Source organism: Pantoea sp. KPR_PJ (assembly GCF_041386365.1).
Lineage (GTDB): Bacteria > Pseudomonadota > Gammaproteobacteria > Enterobacterales > Enterobacteriaceae > Pantoea.
Window position 1 is genome coordinate 502,629 of sequence record NZ_JABMIK010000001.1, and the last position, 18,176, is coordinate 520,804.

The 18,176-nt window shown below is 56.7% G+C and carries 17 protein-coding genes; 12 read left to right on the forward strand and 5 right to left on the reverse strand.

Features of this window, described 5'->3' with window-relative positions; all coding sequences use genetic code 11:
- The first annotated feature begins 157 nt into the window (after positions 1 to 157).
- Positions 158 to 1,159, forward strand: coding sequence for a type I glyceraldehyde-3-phosphate dehydrogenase (gene gap / locus HP564_RS02390; protein WP_371239803.1), 1,002 nt, complete (start codon positions 158 to 160; stop codon positions 1,157 to 1,159).
- Positions 1,160 to 1,174: 15 nt separating this feature from the next.
- Here the strand turns inward: gap and HP564_RS02395 are convergent, their stop codons facing one another.
- Positions 1,175 to 2,062 (reverse strand): LysR family transcriptional regulator, encoded by an 888-nt coding sequence (locus tag HP564_RS02395; protein ID WP_371239805.1) that lies wholly within the window; start codon positions 2,060 to 2,062, stop codon positions 1,175 to 1,177.
- A gap of 121 nt (positions 2,063 to 2,183) precedes the next feature.
- Here HP564_RS02395 and HP564_RS02400 point away from each other — a divergent pair, with 121 nt between their 5' ends.
- The gene (locus HP564_RS02400; RefSeq protein ID WP_371239807.1) at positions 2,184 to 2,909 is read left to right on the forward strand and encodes a pirin family protein; all 726 of its coding nucleotides are present in this window, start codon (positions 2,184 to 2,186) and stop codon (positions 2,907 to 2,909) included.
- A 90-nt stretch (positions 2,910 to 2,999) separates the two neighbouring features.
- Here the strand turns inward: HP564_RS02400 and HP564_RS02405 are convergent, their stop codons facing one another.
- Positions 3,000 to 3,686, reverse strand: coding sequence for a hypothetical protein (locus HP564_RS02405; RefSeq protein WP_371240645.1), 687 nt, complete (start codon positions 3,684 to 3,686; stop codon positions 3,000 to 3,002).
- A gap of 386 nt (positions 3,687 to 4,072) precedes the next feature.
- Between HP564_RS02405 and HP564_RS02410 the strand changes: the two genes are divergently transcribed.
- From HP564_RS02410 to HP564_RS02435, 6 genes are all read left to right on the forward strand, one after another.
- The gene (locus HP564_RS02410) at positions 4,073 to 4,402 is read left to right on the forward strand and encodes a hypothetical protein (protein WP_371239809.1); all 330 of its coding nucleotides are present in this window, start codon (positions 4,073 to 4,075) and stop codon (positions 4,400 to 4,402) included.
- Positions 4,399 to 4,902, forward strand: coding sequence for a GNAT family N-acetyltransferase (locus tag HP564_RS02415; RefSeq protein ID WP_371239811.1), 504 nt, complete (start codon positions 4,399 to 4,401; stop codon positions 4,900 to 4,902). The genes HP564_RS02410 and HP564_RS02415 overlap by 4 nt, the downstream gene beginning before the upstream one ends.
- Before the next feature lie 34 nt (positions 4,903 to 4,936).
- Complete coding sequence (locus HP564_RS02420) at positions 4,937 to 5,731, forward strand: amino acid ABC transporter substrate-binding protein (protein WP_371239813.1); 795 nt, start codon at positions 4,937 to 4,939, stop codon at positions 5,729 to 5,731.
- A 62-nt stretch (positions 5,732 to 5,793) separates the two neighbouring features.
- Positions 5,794 to 6,465, forward strand: coding sequence for an amino acid ABC transporter permease (locus HP564_RS02425; RefSeq protein WP_371239815.1), 672 nt, complete (start codon positions 5,794 to 5,796; stop codon positions 6,463 to 6,465).
- A gap of 7 nt (positions 6,466 to 6,472) precedes the next feature.
- Positions 6,473 to 7,234, forward strand: coding sequence for an amino acid ABC transporter ATP-binding protein (locus tag HP564_RS02430; protein ID WP_371239817.1), 762 nt, complete (start codon positions 6,473 to 6,475; stop codon positions 7,232 to 7,234).
- A 50-nt stretch (positions 7,235 to 7,284) separates the two neighbouring features.
- A complete protein-coding gene (locus HP564_RS02435) occupies positions 7,285 to 8,436 on the forward strand; it encodes an amidohydrolase (protein ID WP_371239819.1) in 1,152 nt (383 codons plus the stop codon).
- A 132-nt stretch (positions 8,437 to 8,568) separates the two neighbouring features.
- Here the strand turns inward: HP564_RS02435 and HP564_RS02440 are convergent, their stop codons facing one another.
- The gene (locus HP564_RS02440) at positions 8,569 to 9,078 is read right to left on the reverse strand and encodes a phenolic acid decarboxylase (protein ID WP_371239821.1); all 510 of its coding nucleotides are present in this window, start codon (positions 9,076 to 9,078) and stop codon (positions 8,569 to 8,571) included.
- Positions 9,079 to 9,424: 346 nt separating this feature from the next.
- Complete coding sequence (locus tag HP564_RS02445; RefSeq protein ID WP_371239823.1) at positions 9,425 to 10,633, reverse strand: zinc-dependent alcohol dehydrogenase; 1,209 nt, start codon at positions 10,631 to 10,633, stop codon at positions 9,425 to 9,427.
- Between the two features lie 339 nt (positions 10,634 to 10,972).
- On the opposite strand from HP564_RS02445, the gene fdhF reads away from it, so the two are divergent.
- The 4 genes from fdhF to HP564_RS02465 are packed head-to-tail and all read left to right on the forward strand — an operon-like array spanning position 10,973 to position 16,731.
- Complete coding sequence (fdhF, locus tag HP564_RS02450; protein WP_371239825.1) at positions 10,973 to 13,945, forward strand: formate dehydrogenase subunit alpha; 2,973 nt, start codon at positions 10,973 to 10,975, stop codon at positions 13,943 to 13,945.
- A complete protein-coding gene (locus HP564_RS02455; RefSeq protein ID WP_371239827.1) occupies positions 13,945 to 14,430 on the forward strand; it encodes a DUF1641 domain-containing protein in 486 nt (161 codons plus the stop codon). The genes fdhF and HP564_RS02455 overlap by 1 nt, the downstream gene beginning before the upstream one ends.
- Entirely contained in the window at positions 14,423 to 15,790 is a 1,368-nt protein-coding gene (locus tag HP564_RS02460; RefSeq protein ID WP_371239829.1) for a cytochrome ubiquinol oxidase subunit I, read from the forward strand. Before HP564_RS02455 ends, HP564_RS02460 begins: the two co-directional genes overlap by 8 nt.
- Positions 15,787 to 16,731, forward strand: coding sequence for a cytochrome d ubiquinol oxidase subunit II (locus HP564_RS02465; protein WP_371239831.1), 945 nt, complete (start codon positions 15,787 to 15,789; stop codon positions 16,729 to 16,731). Before HP564_RS02460 ends, HP564_RS02465 begins: the two co-directional genes overlap by 4 nt.
- Here the strand turns inward: HP564_RS02465 and clcA are convergent.
- A complete protein-coding gene (gene clcA, locus HP564_RS02470; RefSeq protein WP_371239833.1) occupies positions 16,728 to 18,125 on the reverse strand; it encodes a H(+)/Cl(-) exchange transporter ClcA in 1,398 nt (465 codons plus the stop codon). The two genes, HP564_RS02465 and clcA, sit on opposite strands and share 4 nt — an antisense overlap.
- Between the last annotated feature and the right edge of the window lie 51 nt (positions 18,126 to 18,176).

Consider the following 18,176-nt stretch of genomic DNA (forward strand, 5'->3'; position numbering starts at 1 on the left):
CCCGCTCAGCCCTTTTCAGGCAATTTCTCTCTGGTCGCACGGGCTATACTCCTTCTCTTCATATGCGTGCAACATTGTCATGCAGCAATGGTGTTATTCAGAAGATTTACCCGTTATCAACACTTACTAACCGTATGAAAAGATGTGGGAGATCAGTATGAAGAAAATAGGCATCAACGGATTTGGGCGTATTGGCCGCCTGGTTCTGAGGCGTATCCTGGAGCAGAATGAAGCAGTAGAGGTCGTCGCCATCAACGATCTTACCTCGCCTGAAATGCTCGCCTACCTGTTGAAATATGATTCAAACTACGGCGCCTTTCAGGGTGAGGTCAGCGTAGCCGGTAATGCGCTACAGGTGAACGGCAAAAAAATAACGGTTTTTGCCGAGAAAGAAGCACGTAACATTCCCTGGGGATCGCTGGGGGTAGACGTGGTCGTAGAATGCACCGGTTTCTATACCTCGGCGGAAAAAGCCCGGTCACATCTGGACGCTGGAGCAGGTAAGGTATTGATCTCTGCCCCGGCAGGCGACATGAAAACCATCGTCTATAACGTCAATCACGACACCCTCAGTCCGGATGACGATATTATCTCCGTTGCCTCCTGTACCACTAATTGCCTGGCACCCATGGCGAAAGCGCTGCATGACAGCTTCGGCATCCGGGCAGGCACCATGACCACCATTCACGCCTATACCGGCACTCAGGCGCTGGTAGACGGGCCGCGCGGTAAAGATTTTCGCTCATCACGCGCAGCGGCAGAGAATATTATTCCGCATACCACCGGTGCGGCGAAGGCGATTGGTCTGGTGATCCCGGCGCTGACCGGCAAGCTGAAAGGTCACGCCCAGCGCGTGCCAGCGAAAACCGGTTCCGTCACCGAACTGGTGTCGGTTCTTGAAAAGAAAACCACGGTAGAGGAAATTAACGCGGTGATGAAGCGCGCCTGCGAGAATAATGAATCTTTTCACTATACCGAGGATGACATTGTTTCCACCGACGTCATCGGCGTGCCCTGCGGCTCCATCTTCGACGCCACCCAGACTGAAATCAGCGAAGCGGGCGACGTGCAGCTGGTTAAAACCGTCGCCTGGTATGATAACGAATACGGTTTCGTCACCCAGCTGGTGCGTGTGCTGCACCGCTATGTTTCGCTGTAACCGCATGCGGGCTGATTAGCCCGCTTTACCGCTCAGCTGTTGTTGCAGGAAATTAAGCAGCACGCGGTTAACCTCACTGCGCTGGCGATGCTGCGGATAGACCGCATTGAGGCGGAGTGGTGCCGGCTGAAAAGGCTCCAGCACACTGACCAGCTCACCACTTTTCAGCGCCGACGCTACAATAAACGCCGGCAGCAGCACCAGGCCCAGACCCGCTATGGCTGCATCACGCAGCATTTCGCCGTTATTGCTCAGCATAGGGCCGTGAACCATCAGGCTCATGCGTTTACCCGCCTGTTGCAGCTCCCAGCCGCTTAGCGCTTCTCGTCCATAGCGTAAGCAGGCGTGCTGCGTGAGATCGTCTGGCGTGGCAGGTATGCCCGCGCGCGCCAGATAATCGGGGCTGGCACAGATCAGACGCCGCTGCTCGCCAAGGGATCGGGCAATCAGCGTTGAGTCTGCCAGCGTACCGATGCGAATCGCCATATCAAACCCCTCGCCGATGACGTCAACGTAACGATCGGCCAGCTCAATGTGAAACTGTAGCGCAGGGTGTTGCTTAAGGAACTGCGCAATAAGCGGGGAGAGATGGCCCATGCCAAACGACATCGGCATACTGATGCGAAACGTGCCGTTCAGTTCCTGACGCCGCGCCGACATCGCCTGCTCCGCCTCGCGAATATCGTCAAGAATGCGCTGAGCATGCGGGAGAAACAGCGTACCGGCTTCCGTTACCGACAGTTTGCGGGTGTTGCGGATCAGCAACTGCGATCCCAGCGAGGCTTCCAGCGCCGCCATGCGACGGCTGACATACTGTTTAGAGAGAAGCAGCTGTTCTGCCGCCGCGGTAAAGTTGCCCGCACGAACGACCGCAACATAAATGCGTAGATCTTCAATCAGCATAGTGTCCACTTATCTGTGACAGTGATTGCCATTTCAGCCAGTTTTTGTGCGTTTTAGTTTACGTTATTGTCTTTCCTGTCGGAAGGGCAAGGGCACTTCCTCCCTTACAAAGGAGCAGATCATGATTGAGCAACGCTTGTCAGAACAACGCGGCCTGGGTGACCACGGCTGGCTGCACTCACGCCACACCTTTTCCTTTGCCAGTTACTGGGATCCAAAACAGAGTGGTTTTTCTGATTTGTTAGTAATTAATGATGACCGGGTAGCTGCCTCACGCGGTTTTGGCGCGCACCCGCACAGCAACATGGAGATTATTTCCTACGTGCTGGAAGGGGCCCTGGAGCATAAAGACTCGATGGGCACCGGCTCTGTTATTCTTCCCGGCGATGTGCAGCTGATGAGCGCAGGCAGCGGCGTCACGCACAGTGAATTCAATCACTCAAAAACCGAGGGCGTGCACTTTCTGCAAATCTGGATTGTCCCGGCGGAAAAGGGCACCCCACCCGGTTATCAGCAGATTACAGTGCCGGAAAGTGAGAAACGGGGTCAGTTTCGACTGATCGTTTCCCCGCAGGGTGAAGAAAATGCGCTGTCGGTGCGGCAGGATGTTCGTCTCTATGCCGGGCTCTTTGACGGTGCGGAGCAGCAGACCTTTGCGCTGAATGAAGATCGCTATGCTTATATCCATGTAGCACGCGGCAGCGTGAGGATTAACGGCATCAGGTTTGAGGCGGGCGACGGCGCGCGCGTACGCCACGAGAAGAGCCTGAACTTTAGTGAGGGAGAGAATGCCGAAATCCTGCTGTTTGACCTGCGTCCGGTTGAAGTGAACCCTCCGGGCCGTTAAGACCAGCAAAAAGCCTGCCGCCCTCGCGACAGGCTTTTTATCGGCGCTGACACTACCTATAAAAATCGCTCACCCGGCGGTAGGGCAATCTTATTCCTCCTTGCTGGCGTCCTCTTTCTCCAGCCCCACAGGCTCTTCATGATCGAGTCGATGCGGCTTCAGCAGCTGAATATCCAGAATGACATAGGTCATGGTTGTGATAAACAGGGAGATGACGCTGCCGATCACGCCGCTGGTCGTAAAGGTAAAGTAGTTGTACATCACCACCCAGGTCAGGCAAATAAACAACGCCAGCGCGACGTTAATCGCAGAAAATGAGTAGTGCGTGGTGCGCGGGCCTAAATCGAGCATCTGCTTGTAGAGGTTACCGCCGGTATATTTCTCCAGCAGGACAATGGCTCGCTCCCAGTTTTGTAACCGGCGTGCGCCGCTGCGCGTCACAAACAGAAACAGCAGCGAAAGGAAAAAGCCGGAAAAGGCAATCAATACCGGCACCGCCTGCAACGCATAGTCAAAACTTTTGTGGCCGGTGCTGTGATGGGCCAGGTCCATCGACAGTGACCCACCCAGCGCAGCGTAGAGAAACACAAACAGCGCCAGAAAGAGCACGTTGCGTTTCCAGTCGCTATCCAATTCCGCCATTCTCTGGACACGTGCGGCGTGCAATGCCTGGCTTAAACGCTCCGCCTGCAGCGATCCCTCTTCTACCGTTTCAACCGGCTCGCCAAAAAAAGAGTGCAGAAAAGGTTCATCCGCTTTTTCAATTATCATCTCGATCGTCCCTTAACGTCATACGCGATGCGCACAGTGTAATGGAGCGACCCGACATGGCAAAGCCCGGCCCTGTTACAGCGGCAGAGCCGTTGTGTGACGCGCTGAAAACAGGTGGCACTGTTCCTAAAAAATGGCTGAGGAGATGGCTGCTATAGCAGTCTTACAAACAGAAAAATCAAATCTGTTAACGCACAACCTGCCAGGTTGTTTTAACCTCTTCAATATTAAGCGCTTTTTCAGCTGGAGCAGCGAGCGCGGAAAACAAAAAAGTGCCTGAAGTTACCCGATCATTATAACCGGGAGCTATAACATATCGCTTTCCATTATCATTCAGCATGATAGAGAGGTGCTATTTTAACGCTTCCTGAAATGACAAAAGTGACAGAGTAATGGCGTCACATATCGTTGATTTTCCTTTTACTTACAGCAGTTTTGCCATACCCGAAATGCGTGGCGTCTGGTCAGAGCAGAACCGGCTTAACCAACAGGCTCAGGTCGAGGTAGCGCGGGCGCAGGCGGAAGGCGAACCTGGTGTAAGTCCGGACGACGCGGCGCAGGCGATGGTTGCGTGCGCCCCTCCGCAAACAGACAACCGTATCAGCGATGACAAGCGGAACCACTGGCGCAAGCCGGTTAACTCTTCAGGCCCGGCATCGCGCAAGGTGGATGACGTGATTGCCGCCGCATATGCCTCAGGACAACGGGAGACGCCACCATGACCGACCGCTTTCGTCAGCTCAATGCTGAGGATACGCCAGCTTATTATGCGCTGGTGCATGCCGCCTATGCCTCCGCGCGTGAGCTGGGCATTAACTTTGATGCCGCCACCGCCAGCGAACAGCAGATGCAGTGCCATATTGCCACGCACGGCGTCTACGGTATGTTCCGTGACGACGAACTGGTGGCGTCCGTGACGCTGCGTTATCCGTGGGGGCCGCTGCCGGGGCCATTTGGGTTACCGCACATCGGCTGGTTTGCCACCGCGCCACACTATCGCGGCCAGCGTCTGGGCGTCATTCTGCTCGACTGGCTGGAGCTGAGGGTACTCCACGATCAGCTGCGCGCGCCCGCCTATTCACTCGGCACCGCTGAAAGTCATCCGTGGCTGATCCCGCTTTATGAGGCGATGGGCTTTGAGAAGGCCAGTAAAAAAGATCTCGGTAAAGGCCACATCACCGTTTATATGAAAAAAACCATTTATCCAGTGCACACCCGCTAGGCGTGGCTGCACTGGAGACATCAGGGAGAACACCATGCAAAAAGGGTTAATCGCACTGTCCATTGTGATGGCGGCCTCACTGCTTAGCGCCTGTGACAACAACACTTCTGCTCAGGAAGATGACAATGCAACGACCATCCGCGTCGGCGCAACCGGACTGAGCTTTCCCGGCGCGTTTAAGAAGGATGGCAAGCTGACTGGCTTTGACGTCGACGTCACTGAAGCTATCGCCAAAGATTTAAATTACAACATCGAATGGGTAACCTCCGATTTCAGCGGGCTGATGGGCCAGCTTGAAGGTGGCAAGCTGGATACGGTAGCGAATGTGGTGGCGATTACCCCGGCGCGCCAGGAGAAATATCACTTCTCCACGCCTTACAGCTATTACGGCAGCCAGATCGTGACCGGCAAAGGAAATACGAATATCAATACGCTCGACGATCTGCGCGGTAAAACCATCGCAGGCGTGCTTGGCTCAAACCATCTGGTCAATCTGAAAAAAGCTTTTGGCGATAACGGTGTCACCATCCGCACCTACGAGAGCCGCGATGGTGCCATGAACGACGCCATCAATAACCGCGTCCAGGGCTACGTCAACTCCGGGCCGATCCTGCTGGCCGAGATCAATCAGAAAGGATTGCCGCTGAAGTTTGTTGGCGAACCGCTGGTAATCGAATCGGTGGGCTTCCCGTTCCACAAGGATGAGAAGGGCGACAAACTGCGTGCAGCGTTTGATAAAGAGGTGGAGGCGATGCGTAAGGATGGCCGCCTGAAAGCTATTTCAGAAAAATATTTTGGCGAAGACATCACTTCTGCGCCGTCTGAATAACTCCTGCATCAGACTGTTTCTCTGTGCCGCCGCAGGGCGGCACAGGGCGTTAAGGGCGTTTTATGAATTTTGATTTCCACTACCTGCTGAACATTTCCCCGCAAATTCTCAGCTACCTGCCGGTAACGCTGATGCTGGCCGTGATTTCTATGGTGTGTGCCATGGTAACAGGCCTGGGCCTTTCGCTGCTGCGACTCAGCGCCTCCTGGCCGGTGAGTAAGCTGGTTGAACTCTACATCTCGCTGTTTCGCGGAATGCCGTCGCTGGTGCAGCTGTTTATTATCTATTTTGGCCTGCCGCAGCTCTTTCCCGCGCTGAACGGGATGTCGGCCACCACAGCCGCTATTATCGGCTTCAGCCTGAAAACCTCAGCCTATATGGCGGAGATCTACCGTGCTGGTCTGGCGTCGGTCGATCCGACGCAGATGGAGGCCGGGCTCTCAATTGGTATGCGCCGCGCGCAGATCTACCGCCGCATTATCCTGCCGCAGGCGCTGTTAAACGCGCTGCCTGCCACCGGCAACACCTTTATCTCCCTGATTAAGGATACCTCAGTGGCGTTTGCGCTGGGCGTGTCAGAAATGTTTGCTGAAGGGAAAATGATTGCGGCGGAGTCGCTGCGCTACTTTGAAACCTTCCTCGTGGTGGGTCTGATTTACTGGCTGGTGATCATCGGTTACGCCCGTCTACAGGCGCTGCTGGAGAAGAAACTCAGTCACTCACTGCAACGCTAAGGCTCTTATGATCGGTGTAAAACAGCTCAATAAACGTTTCGGTGACAAAGCCGTACTGAACAATATCAGCCTGACGATCGGCGAAGGCGAAGTGGTGGCTATTATCGGCCCCTCAGGGTCAGGTAAATCAACGCTGCTGCGCTGTCTCAATCTGCTGGAGAAGCCGGAGTCAGGGATTATCCAGATCGGCGAGGTATCGCTTGATACCGCAAACTACACCGCCCGACAGGAGCATGCGCTGCGCAGCCAGACGGCGATGGTGTTCCAGAACTACAGTCTGTTCCGCAATAAAACCGCGCTGGAGAACATCACCGAAGGGTTGATCATGGTGAAGAAGATGTCAAAGGCTCAGGCCAGCGAAACCGGGATGCAACTGCTAAAACTGGTCGGCATGGCCCCGCAGGCGCACCAGTATCCGGTCACGCTCTCCGGCGGCCAGCAGCAGCGCGTCAGCATCGCACGAGCGCTGGCCGTGAAGCCGCGCGCCATTCTGTTTGATGAACCGACCTCCGCGCTCGATCCAGAGCGCGTGCACGAAGTGCTTCAGGTGATGAAAAGCCTGGCGCAGCAGAAAACCACAATGGTGATTGTCACCCACGAGATGCAGTTCGCTAAAGAGGTGGCCGATCGCGTCATCTTCATGGCGGAGGGGCACATCGTTGAGCAGGGGCCGGCGGAGCAGGTGATCAGCTTCTCCGACAACCCGGTGACGCGTCGCTTTTTGCGCCAGATGACTAACATCGAAACTAATGATGATTTCACTATCTAAGTGCGCCGCCGCATACTTTGCCGCAGGTTCAGGCACAGCAAGGAGATGAAATGAGAGAGATTCGCGAAGCAGATCGGGCGCTCGCCAGCCAGATTGAGGCGTTTCGCCATGAAATGCACCGTTTTCCTGAGCTGTCCAACCAGGAATTTCAAACCACAGAAAAAATTCGCGCGGCGTTGACCGAGGCAGGCATTCGTATCCTTGATCTGCCGCTGAAAACCGGCCTGGTCGCCGAAGTGGGTGAGGCGTCAGGGCCGCTGGTCGTGTTGCGTGCCGATATTGACGCCCTGCCGATTGAAGAAGAGTCGGGTGTCGCCTTTACCTCCGAGAATGCGGGCATCATGCACGCCTGCGGTCATGACTTCCATACCTCGGCGGCGCTGGGCGCAGCCATCCTGCTTCAGCAGCAGGCATCCTCGCTGAAAGGACGCGTGCGTATACTGTTCCAGGCCGCCGAAGAGACCGGCCTGGGCGCACCCGACCTGATTGCCACCGGCGCGCTGGACGATGCGGCAGTTATTTTTGGCATCCACAACGATCCCACGCTGCCGGTCGGCGTGGTGGGCAGCAAAGATGGCGCGCTGACAGCAGGCGTGGATCGCTTCGAAATCAAGATTGCGGCGAAAGGGGCGCACGCCGCAAAACCGCATGAGGGCAACGATCCGATCGTGATTGTTGGTCAGATTATCAGTGCGGTGCAGACGCTGATCAGCCGCAACGTGCCTTCAGAGCAGAACGCCGTGGTCTCTGTTACCCAAATCCACAGCGGCAGCACCTGGAACGTTATTCCCGATACCGCCTGGCTGGAAGGCACCGTGCGTACCTTCAGCGCCGACGCGCGTGCGCTGATAGAGCAGCGCTTCCGTGCGCTGCTGGCAGGTCTCGCCACCGCGTTTGGCGCAGACATTGAATTTTTGTGGCATGCGGGGCCGCCGTCGGTGGTGAATACCCCTGAGTGGGTGGCATTTGCGCTTGAGCAGGCAACTGACGCCGGCTTTGAGGCGCGCCGCATCGACGCCAGCCCTATCGGTGAAGATTTCGCCTTCTATCAGCAGAAAATTCCCGGCGCTTTTATGATGGTGGGGTCCGGTGGGCCGTGGGCGCTGCATCATCCAAAGTTCCGGGTTGACGACCGCGCGCTTTTTCCCACGGCGTCCTATCTGGCGCAGCTGGCAGTGAATGCGCTAAATCCGCTGGCTTAAATCTGTTCTTTGACAAGCGAACCCTTTTGAGTTCACTTGTCATGCTTGCTTTTACTTGCCTGATGTTAATCTGCATCAGCACAGATAAACTGAAAACGCAGAAGGCTCGGCCTTTTTAATTGCGTTATAGCATCAGTTTTTCAGATTATTGGGAAAATCAGCAGGCAATTGATCTGGCGGGCAGTTAATGGCTGACTCATTATTAATGCCGCTATCATGTACGAACGTGATAGTGGCGAATTCGTCAATAACCTCAGTGGGATAAGCTGGTCCGGCGCTGCGATAAGCTTCCATTTTGTCCAGATGATCGTTCTGGAAACAGACTGTTTTTTCAGGATTGTTCATGACCCAGCGCGGGAAGAATATTGTTCCATGGAAAAGTTTATCTCCCAGGTTAGCAATCAGGCTAACATCGGTACCTGTTGGCTCTGTCCAGGAAACTTTGTATATCTCTTTGCCCACGCGAACAATGTAAACACGCTGATCTTTGACCCAACGGCCACCGACCATGCCGCTATGGATACGGTAATCAATGGTATTTTCATTTTTTATATAAAGCTCATAATTCCAGCCATTATCATAGGTATAAACCAGATGTTTACCTGTGAAACCTGAAAGATCTTCTTTATCAAAGTCAGACATACCTTAACTCCTTTTCATATGCGATTAACGAATCGGCAACTCGCATTATAGTTTGTATCTGTACAACCCTGTGTCAACAAGCGGCATCAATTTAAGGGCAGCTTGTGACGGGAGCTTCTCCACCGTTCAAACATCAGACGTCATGTGAGACACCCGTTTGTCAGCAACGGATAAAAAAATCGTCAAGCGTTGCGAAGGTTATTCCTGCGCTGCCGTTAGCCTCCCCAATGACGGGTGTCAGGATGAGAGCCCTGTATGCCGGTATCTTATCTTTGCTGCCAGCGCAATCACGCAAGAGAAAGCCGTTAAATGGCGGCTCTCCCACGAGAGTAAAGACGGCCTGACGTCAGACCTCCAGCTCCACTTTTATCCAGCCCGGTTCGCGCTTGTCAAATGCCTCATAGGCCTTTATCACGTTCTCAATCGGTTCGACATTTGTCAGCACTTTTGTCGGATCGACGGCACCGGTACGCGTCAGCTCAAGCAGGTAAGGAATATGGGTATGGTGGTTGCAGTTGCCCATTTTGATGGTCAGGTTTTTATTCATTGCCTGGCCAATGGGGAATATCTCGGCGGTGGGCGGATAGACGCCAATAATACTGAGACGACCTGCTTTTTTCAGCCCCGCAATGGCCCACTCCAGCGCCTGCGTCGGCGCGTCGCCAGGGATCCAGTTCCCGTGCTGTGGATGGGTTTCTGGTGCAACCTGCGCCACTTCCTGCCTGAATTTCTCCTTTTTCTCTTCCGCTTCGCTATGGGCAGGGCCATGGTGGGCGTGCTGGCTGTCGACACCCACTGCATCAATCGCGCAGTCCGCACCGGTTCCACCGGTCAGCTTTTTGATGACCTGCACCGGATCTTCGCGCTCAAAATGGATCGGAAATGCGCCCTGACGACGTGCCATTGCCAGTCGATCTTCGTGGCAGTCAACGGCAATCACGCGCGCCGCACCCATCAGTAGCGCACTGGTAATGGCAAACTGACCCACCGGACCGCAGCCGAATACCACTACGATGTCGCCGCGGGTAATGCCGGCCAGCTCGGCACCAAACCAGGCGGTAGGAAAAATATCGCTGATCAGAATAGCCTGCTCATCGGAAACGCCCTCCGGGATTTTGACCAGCGTATTCGAGGCGAACGGGATGCGCGCCTTTTCCGCCTGCAGTCCATTCACCGGACCGGTTGCTTTGGGGCCGCCGAAAAAACAGGTACCGGCTTCCGCGCCGTTGGGATTGGCGTTGTCGCACTGGGCGGTGTGGCCAGCGCGGCAGGGCGGGCAAACGCCACAGGAGACCGTAGAACAGACCACCACGCGGTCGCCAGGGCTGAAGTTACGTACCTCGTCGCCTACCTGCTCGATTATGCCTACGGCCTCATGTCCCAGAATAGTGCCAGGCTGCATATCGCTAAAGGTGCCGCGAATAAAATGCAGATCGGTTCCGCAAATGGCCGAAGAAGTAATGCGAATAACCGCATCGCCCGGCTGTTCTATTTGCGGGTCGGCAACATTCTCAAGCTGTATATTTCCTACGCCGTGCCAGACTAATGCTTTCATTATTCACCTCTTGCCAGATTATTTAGCCCGTTGAAGATCATCAGACCTGAAGTATAGAAAGCAGAGAGATGCCAGCGAGAAAATAATTAAGCGCACCGGTTTGCAATGATTAACACTTTTTTGGGGTTTTATACGCCTGAACATTATCTTTTTGATATATCTCCTTTTTAACAACTGACGTACGCGTCTGATGCGCAAAGAGAAAATGATCTGACGCCTGTAAGTGATGCTGCTGTGTGGCAGATGCGTTAATTAACACTAAGCTAAACACATAACTTTACATAAAAACCGAAAGCACGCTGGCAGCCTGCCCATTGCAATGTCGAAACGAGGCGTTAAATGTCAGAGAAAACTTGTACCATTATTTATAATGGTGAGCCCCTAACCGGGGCCATTAATCAGCCCTTGATCGACTTTCTCACCGAACAGGGAAAAAAGCTGCCTCACGTCTGTTATCACCCCGCGCTGCCTCCGCTGGAGAGTTGTGACGTCTGTTGGGTTGAGGCGAACGGAGAAGAGGTACGAGGCTGTACGCTGCGCACGTTTCAGGGGCTGGAGATTAACAGTGAAGGCGAATGGCCGCGCGCGGCGCAGCAGGAAGGGATGGATCGCATCCTTAACCGCCACGAGCTTTACTGCACCGTGTGCGAGCACAACACCGGTGACTGCACGCTGCACAACACCGTGGCGGATATGCATATTCCCATTCAGTACTATCCCTACCAGCGCAAACCCACCAGCAAAGATCATTCGAATCCCTTTTATACCTACGATCCTGACCAGTGCATTCTGTGCGGCCGCTGCGTGGAGGCGTGTCAGAACGTAGAAGTTAATGAAACGCTCAGTATCGACTACACCCAGGCGCACCCTCGCGTGCTGTGGGACGGCGGCACGCAGATTGCGGGATCGAGCTGTGTCAGCTGTGGGCACTGCGTCACGGTCTGCCCCTGCAACGCGCTGCTGGAGAAAACCATGCAGCCCGACGCTGGCCCCTTCACGGCCATGGATGAAGATTTGAAGCGGCCCATGATCGACTTCGTTAAATCGCTGGAAAACAGCATCGGCATGGAGCCAATTACCGGTATCTCGATGATTGACGATGCGCTGCGCCAGGCGGAGATCACACGCACCAAAACGGTCTGCACTTACTGTGGCGTGGGGTGTAGCTTTGAAATATGGACGCGCGATCGCCATATTCTGAAGGTGCAGCCGGTTGCCGATGCGCCCGTTAATGGCATTTCAACCTGCGTAAAAGGCAAGTTCGGCTGGGACTTCGTTAACAGCCCGCAGCGCCTGACCACGCCCCTGATCCGTGAAAACGGCCGCTTTCGGCCCGCCAGCTGGGACGAGGCGCTGGAGCGGGTGGCGCAGGGCTTGCGCGACGTGGCGCGCCAGTACGGCGGCGACGCCATCGGCTTTATTGGCTCCAGTAAAGCCAGTAATGAAGAGGCCTATCTGACGCAGAAAATTGCGCGGCTGATTTTTGGCACTAACAACGTTGATAACTCGTCGCGCTACTGTCAGAACCCGGCGACCGAAGGGCTGTTCCGCACCGTTGGCTATGGCGGTGATGCCGGCACCCTGCGCGATTTAGAGAAAACGGCCTTAATTATCACCGTTGGCAGTAACCTGGCAGAGAACCATCCGGTTATCGCCTCGCACATTAAACAGAGCCATAAGCATCGCGGCCAGAAGCTGCTGGTGGTGGATCCGCGCCGTCACGAAATGGCGGAGCGCGCCGATTGCTTTTTGCGCATTAAACCCGGCACCGATATGGTCTGGGCCTCTGCTATGGCGAAATATATGTTCGATCACGGCTATGCCGACGAAGACTTTCTCACCCGGCGCGTCAGTCAGGTTGAGGCGTATCGCGCCTCGCTGGCCCCTTTTACCCTGGCGTTTGCCAGTGAGGTCACGGGCCTGAGCGTAGCGGAGCTAAGCGCAGCGGCGGAGATGATCGGTCAGGCGGAGAGCGTCTGCCTGCTGTGGGCCATGGGCATTACCCAGCACAGCCACGGCGCTGACACCAGCACCGCGCTTTCTAACTTGCTGCTGGTCACCGGCAACTATGGTCGCCCCGGCACCGGCGGTTATCCGATGCGCGGCCATAACAACGTGCAGGGTGCCAGCGACTTTGGCTGTCTGAGTAACGTCTATCCGGGCTATGAAAAAGTCAGCGACCCGGCGATCCGTGAAAAATGGGCGCGCGCCTGGGGGGTGACGCCAGAGGCGCTTTCCGACCAGCCCGGTGCAGACAACTTTATGATGGTGCAGCACGCTCACGAGGGAAAATTGCGTGCGATGTACATTACCGGTGAGGAGACCGCTTTCTCTGACGCGAACGCTACCCACGTGCATGAGGCGTTCAGCCGCCTCGACTTTATGGTGGTTCAGGACATTTTCATGAGCCGCACCGCTGAGTTCGCCGATGTGGTGCTGCCCGGTTCGCCGAGCGTGGAAAAAGAGGGCACTTTTGTTAACACCGAACGCCGCATTCAGCACTTCTCTCCGGCGATGAAGCCGCTGGGCGACAGCCGTCCCGACTGGCAGATTTTCACGGAGCTTGCCGCGCGTCTGGGTCACCGCTGGGACTACCCTAACCCCGGGGCTATCATGGCAGAAGCCGCCAGTATCGCGGAGATATTCGCAGGCGTCAGTTACGATCGTCTGGTGGGCTGGCAGTCACAGATCTGGCCGGTAACGGCGGACGGAGAGAGCACGCCGCTGCTCTATACCGAGCAGTTTAAATTTCCGGATGGTAAAGCGCGCCTTTATCCGCTGAGCTGGCAGCCGCCGGTGGAAGAGGCGGATGCGGAGTATGATCTGATGCTGGATAACGGCCGTATGCTGGAGCACTTCCAGTCCACTAATCAGACGGGTCAGGGTGGGCGAATGATGTCGCTGTCACCCAACTGGTTCGTTGAGATCTCGCCGCAACTGGCCCAGGAGCGCGGGCTTCAGGAGGGCGAGTGGGTGGCGCTGAGTTCGCGGCGCGGCACGCTGGAGGTGCCGGTTGTGGTGACCGATCGCGTGGCCGGCAACGTGCTGTTTATTCCCATCCATCACGGCAAGCCGGGCGTTAACGGGCTGACTGGCAATCATCACGATTCCGACGTGAATACGCCGGCCTATAAAGAGATCGCTGTCAGCATGAAAAAGCTGACGCGGTCACCGCAGCCTGACCCTATCCCGCGCCACAATTTCCGCCACGGCCAGCGCACACCGCTGGATCATTTGCCTGTTGAGCAGAAGTGGCAGCAGGACGGCTACGTTGAGCCGCCTGAACACGTTGACCACCCGGAGAAATTTTAATGGCCGAACGTCTTTCCTATACCGTACCGCCAACACGCACTGAGAAAACCGCGCAGGAAGCGATGGATGAACTGGTGGAAAATCTGCACCAGCACGGCTTTTTGCGCCTGGCCAATGACGCCATCAAAGCCAATAACGATATTGGCAAGATTCTGGTGGCGGGGCTGAACCGGCCGGGTACGCAGAGCGCAATGCAAAACCTGTCGCTGATCCTGATGACGCTCAGCACCATTCCACCGGAGCGCCTTAATCATATTCTGCTGGCGCTGCGCGATGCGGCTATGGCCATGAAGCCCGCCAGCGACGCGACGCAGCAGGAGCACGCCGCACCGGGATTACGCGGCGTACTGCATCTGCTGAATGATGAAAAGCTATGGCAGGGACTGCGCCCGCTGTTCGCCGCGCTGGAGGCGTTTTCCGCAGGCATGCAGCGCGAGGAGGAGAAGCCGATTACCCGCTACAGCGGAAAACCGAGCAATGAGTGACGCCGGATGGGTGCTGCTGCTGTCGCGCGGCCAGTTTGCGCTTACCATGGGGATGCATATTACCCTGGCGGCGCTGACGCTCGGGCTCTCTCCGTTTTTGCTCTGGTTTGAAGCGCGCTGGCTGTGGGGAAAAGCACCGGGCGCGCGCGAAGCGCTGCACATCTGGCTAAAAGTCTTTGCGCTGACGGTCGCTGTCGGCGCAGTCTCCGGCGTGGTCATGGAGGTGCAGTTCGGCACGCACTGGTCAGGGCTGTCGCAAAAGGTGGGGGCCGTCATTGGCCCACTGCTGTTTTATGAAGTGCTGGTCGCGTTTTTCCTGGAGTCGGGGCTGACCGGCGTGATGCTGTTTGGCATGGGCAAGATTAAGCCCGGCATCCATTTTATCGTCACCTGTTTTGTTACGCTGGGCGCTCTGCTGAGCGCCTTCTGGATTCTGGCCGCAAACTCGTGGCTCCAGACACCCGCTGGCTTTACCCGCGATGAGAGTGGACGTTTTTTGCCGGAAAGCTGGGCGATGGTACTTTCTGCGCCGTCCTTTCCTTTTCGCTTTAGCCATATGCTACTGGCGTCGCTGATCGCCGTTGCCTTTATGATGGCTGGCGTGGCGGCGCGTCGGCTGCTGCGCAACCGACAAGAGCTGGCGGCGCGCCGCATGCTGACCGTCGCGCTGAGCGTGGCGCTGGTGGCGGTGCCGTTACAGATAGCCCTCGGCGATCTGCATGGAGAAAATACCCTGGCGTACCAGCCTGCCAAGCTGGCGGCGATTGAGGGCAGCTGGCATCCTCCTGCTGCTGGTGACGGCGAACCGCTAAGGCTGTTCGCGCTGCCCGATCAGCAGGCGCAACGTAACCGGCTGGAAGTGGCCATTCCTGATGTGGCATCGCTCTATCTGCGCCATAACCTGTCAGGCCATATCAAAAGCCTGAGCGAGTTTGACGCACAGGATCTGCCGCCCGTTGCGCTGGTTTTTTTCGCCTTCCGGCTGATGGTTGGTCTGGGCATCGTTATGCTGGTTGCCAGCCTGATCGCCAGCGTGCAGCACTGGCGTGGCAGGCTGATAGCCTCTCCTGGCCTGTTGAAAATGCTGGTCTGGCTGTCGCCGGCAGGCTTTATCGCCATGCTCTCTGGCTGGCTGGTGACGGAGACAGGCCGCCAGCCGTGGACGGTGTTCGGCATGCTGCGCACCGCTGACGCTATTTCGCCGCTTTCGCTCTCAACAACGCTAGCGGTTCTTGCCGCCATTGTTGTCGTCTATGGCTTTAGTTTTGCCTTGGGCCTGCACTATCTGCTGCGCCTGACCGGCGGACCGCTGCCCTGTGAGAGTGACGTTGTCACGCAAAAGATTGAGACGTCTCCATGACAATCGCTGATTTTGCGGCGCTGGCGCTGCTGCTTTCCATGCTGATTTACGTGATGCTGGACGGCACTGACCTGGGTGTCGGCATACTTTTTACCGTGTTTCAGCAGGAGTCGCAGCGCCAGCGCATGGTCAATACCCTGCTGCCGATCTGGGATGCCAACGAGACCTGGCTGGTACTGTTAGCGGGGGGGATGTTCGCGCTGTTTCCCGCCGTCTACAGCGCGCTGTTCACTACGCTGTGCGGGCCACTGTTTGCGATGGTGCTGGCGCTTTTCCTGCGTGGGCTGGCGCTGGAGTACCGCGCGCAGGCGCAGGCGGCCTTGCGCCGCTGGCTCGATCGGCTGATGTGTGCCAGTTCACTGCTGGCTGCCTTTCTGCAAGGCTGGTGTGCGGGGGTGGTGTTCAGCGCGGAACCCCATCGTGGCCTGGAGACAGGACTGGCTCTGACGCCTCTGCTATGCGGACTGGGGCTGGTCACGATCTATCTGTTGCTCGGCTGCTGCTGGCTGCGCTGGCGCATCGGACAGGATGTGGATGACAAAGCCAGCGCGCTGGCCTGGCTCTGCTGGGTGCTGTCACTGGTACTGTTTCTGTCGGTGCTTCTGCTTAATCGCGACATCTGGATGAGCAGCTGGCAGCGCTGGCCGGGCAAAATCGCCATCGCGCTGATTGGTTTTCTCTGGCTGGTCCAGTTGATGGCGCTCTGGCGTGGCCGCGCAACCTGGCAACTGGCGCTGACCCTGGCGCTGATTGCCGCTGTATTTACCGGGGTCGCCTGCGGCTTCTATCCCTGGCTCATCCCTTACCAGCACGATTTGCACCGCAGTGCAGCTTCAGCGGTCACGCAACGCTTTGTTCTGACTGGCGCGGCAGTGGTAATGCCGCTGACGCTGATCTATCACAGCTGGGCCTTCTGGGTCTTTCGTGGCAAGGTGCGCTAAACGTTGCCGCGCTCTGCCTGCTGACGCGCCAGCGTCCGGGCCAGGATAGAGGAGTAGAGCGGTTTACCGCCCAGGAACTGGGCCAGCAGCGTCGCGCCCAGTCCCGTGACAATCATCGGCAGGATCAACTGATAGTTATCGGTCATCTCCAGCACCAGCACAATGCCAGTCAGCGGTGCACGTACCGACGCGGCAAGTAGCGCGCCCATGCCCGCAATGGCGAAGGTCGCGGGTTGCAGATGATAGAGCGGAAAAATATCGGCCATCAGTACGCCGAACGCCGTGCCTAACAGGGTGCCCAGTGCCAGCATGGGCGCGAAGATGCCGCCCGGCGCGCCAGAGCTAAAGCAGAGCAGGGTAGTAAACAGGCGGATGACAAAAATCAGCAGCAGCGCGCCCAGCGCATAGTCTCCAGCCGCCGCCTGTGGGATCAGCTCAAAGCCGCCGCCGGTGCCAGGGGCAAACCACAGCGCCAGTACGCCACAGCCGCCACCCAGCAGGCCACCCGTCGCAACAGCGCGCCAGATACGTCCGGCGTAGAGACGGGTAAACGCATCCTGGAAGAGAAAAATCAGGCGGTTAAACAGCACGCCGACGACGCCAAACAGCATGCCCAGCACCAGATAGAGCCAGAGCGTCTCCACTGGCGCGTCTGCCAGCTTACCGACCGAGATTACTGGTGCGGCCCCGTTCATCAGGCGAAACACAATGCTCGCCATGATGACGCCGGTAAAAACCGCCTTAATGGAAATGAGGTTGTAGCGAAACTGCGGGCGCATCTCTTCAATAATGAAGAGGATGCCTGCCAGCGGTGCGTTAAAGGCCGCCGCCAGCCCGGCTGCGGCGCCGGTTGCCAGCAAAGAGTGACGCGCTTCATCGCTGCGGATGCGCAGAAGATCGAGCACCATGCGGCCGATATTGCCGCCAAGCTGCACCGTTGGTCCTTCACGCCCGAGCACCATCCCCGCACCAAGCGATCCCATACCACCGAAAAATTTAACCGGGATTACGCGCCACCAGCGTACCGGACGCAGCTCTTCTAATGCGCCCTCAATTTCAGGGATGCCGGAACCTGCGGCTTCAGGCGCAAAGCGGCGAACCAGAAAATAGCCAGCCATTGCCAGCAGCGCCGACAGGAGAAAAGCCAGCAGCCAGAGCTGCCAGCCGGAAAAGAGAGCAGGTGTGGCCCATGACAGGCGGAGATGCTGTACCCCGTTAACCGCTTTAGCAAACAGACTGCCCACCAAACCGACAAGCGTGCCGACCAGTGCGGCAGAGATAAGGACCGCCACGGGCGTCTTATCGCGGTTGAGCAAGGCCCGGAACATGCGGTTGCGTGCCGGGATGGACTGGGGAACATTGACCGGAGAGTGCGCTTCGTTGTTCACAATCATTCACTGCTGTAGGAAAGAAGGGAAAAGTTTACTGCAATCTTTTTTTCCCGT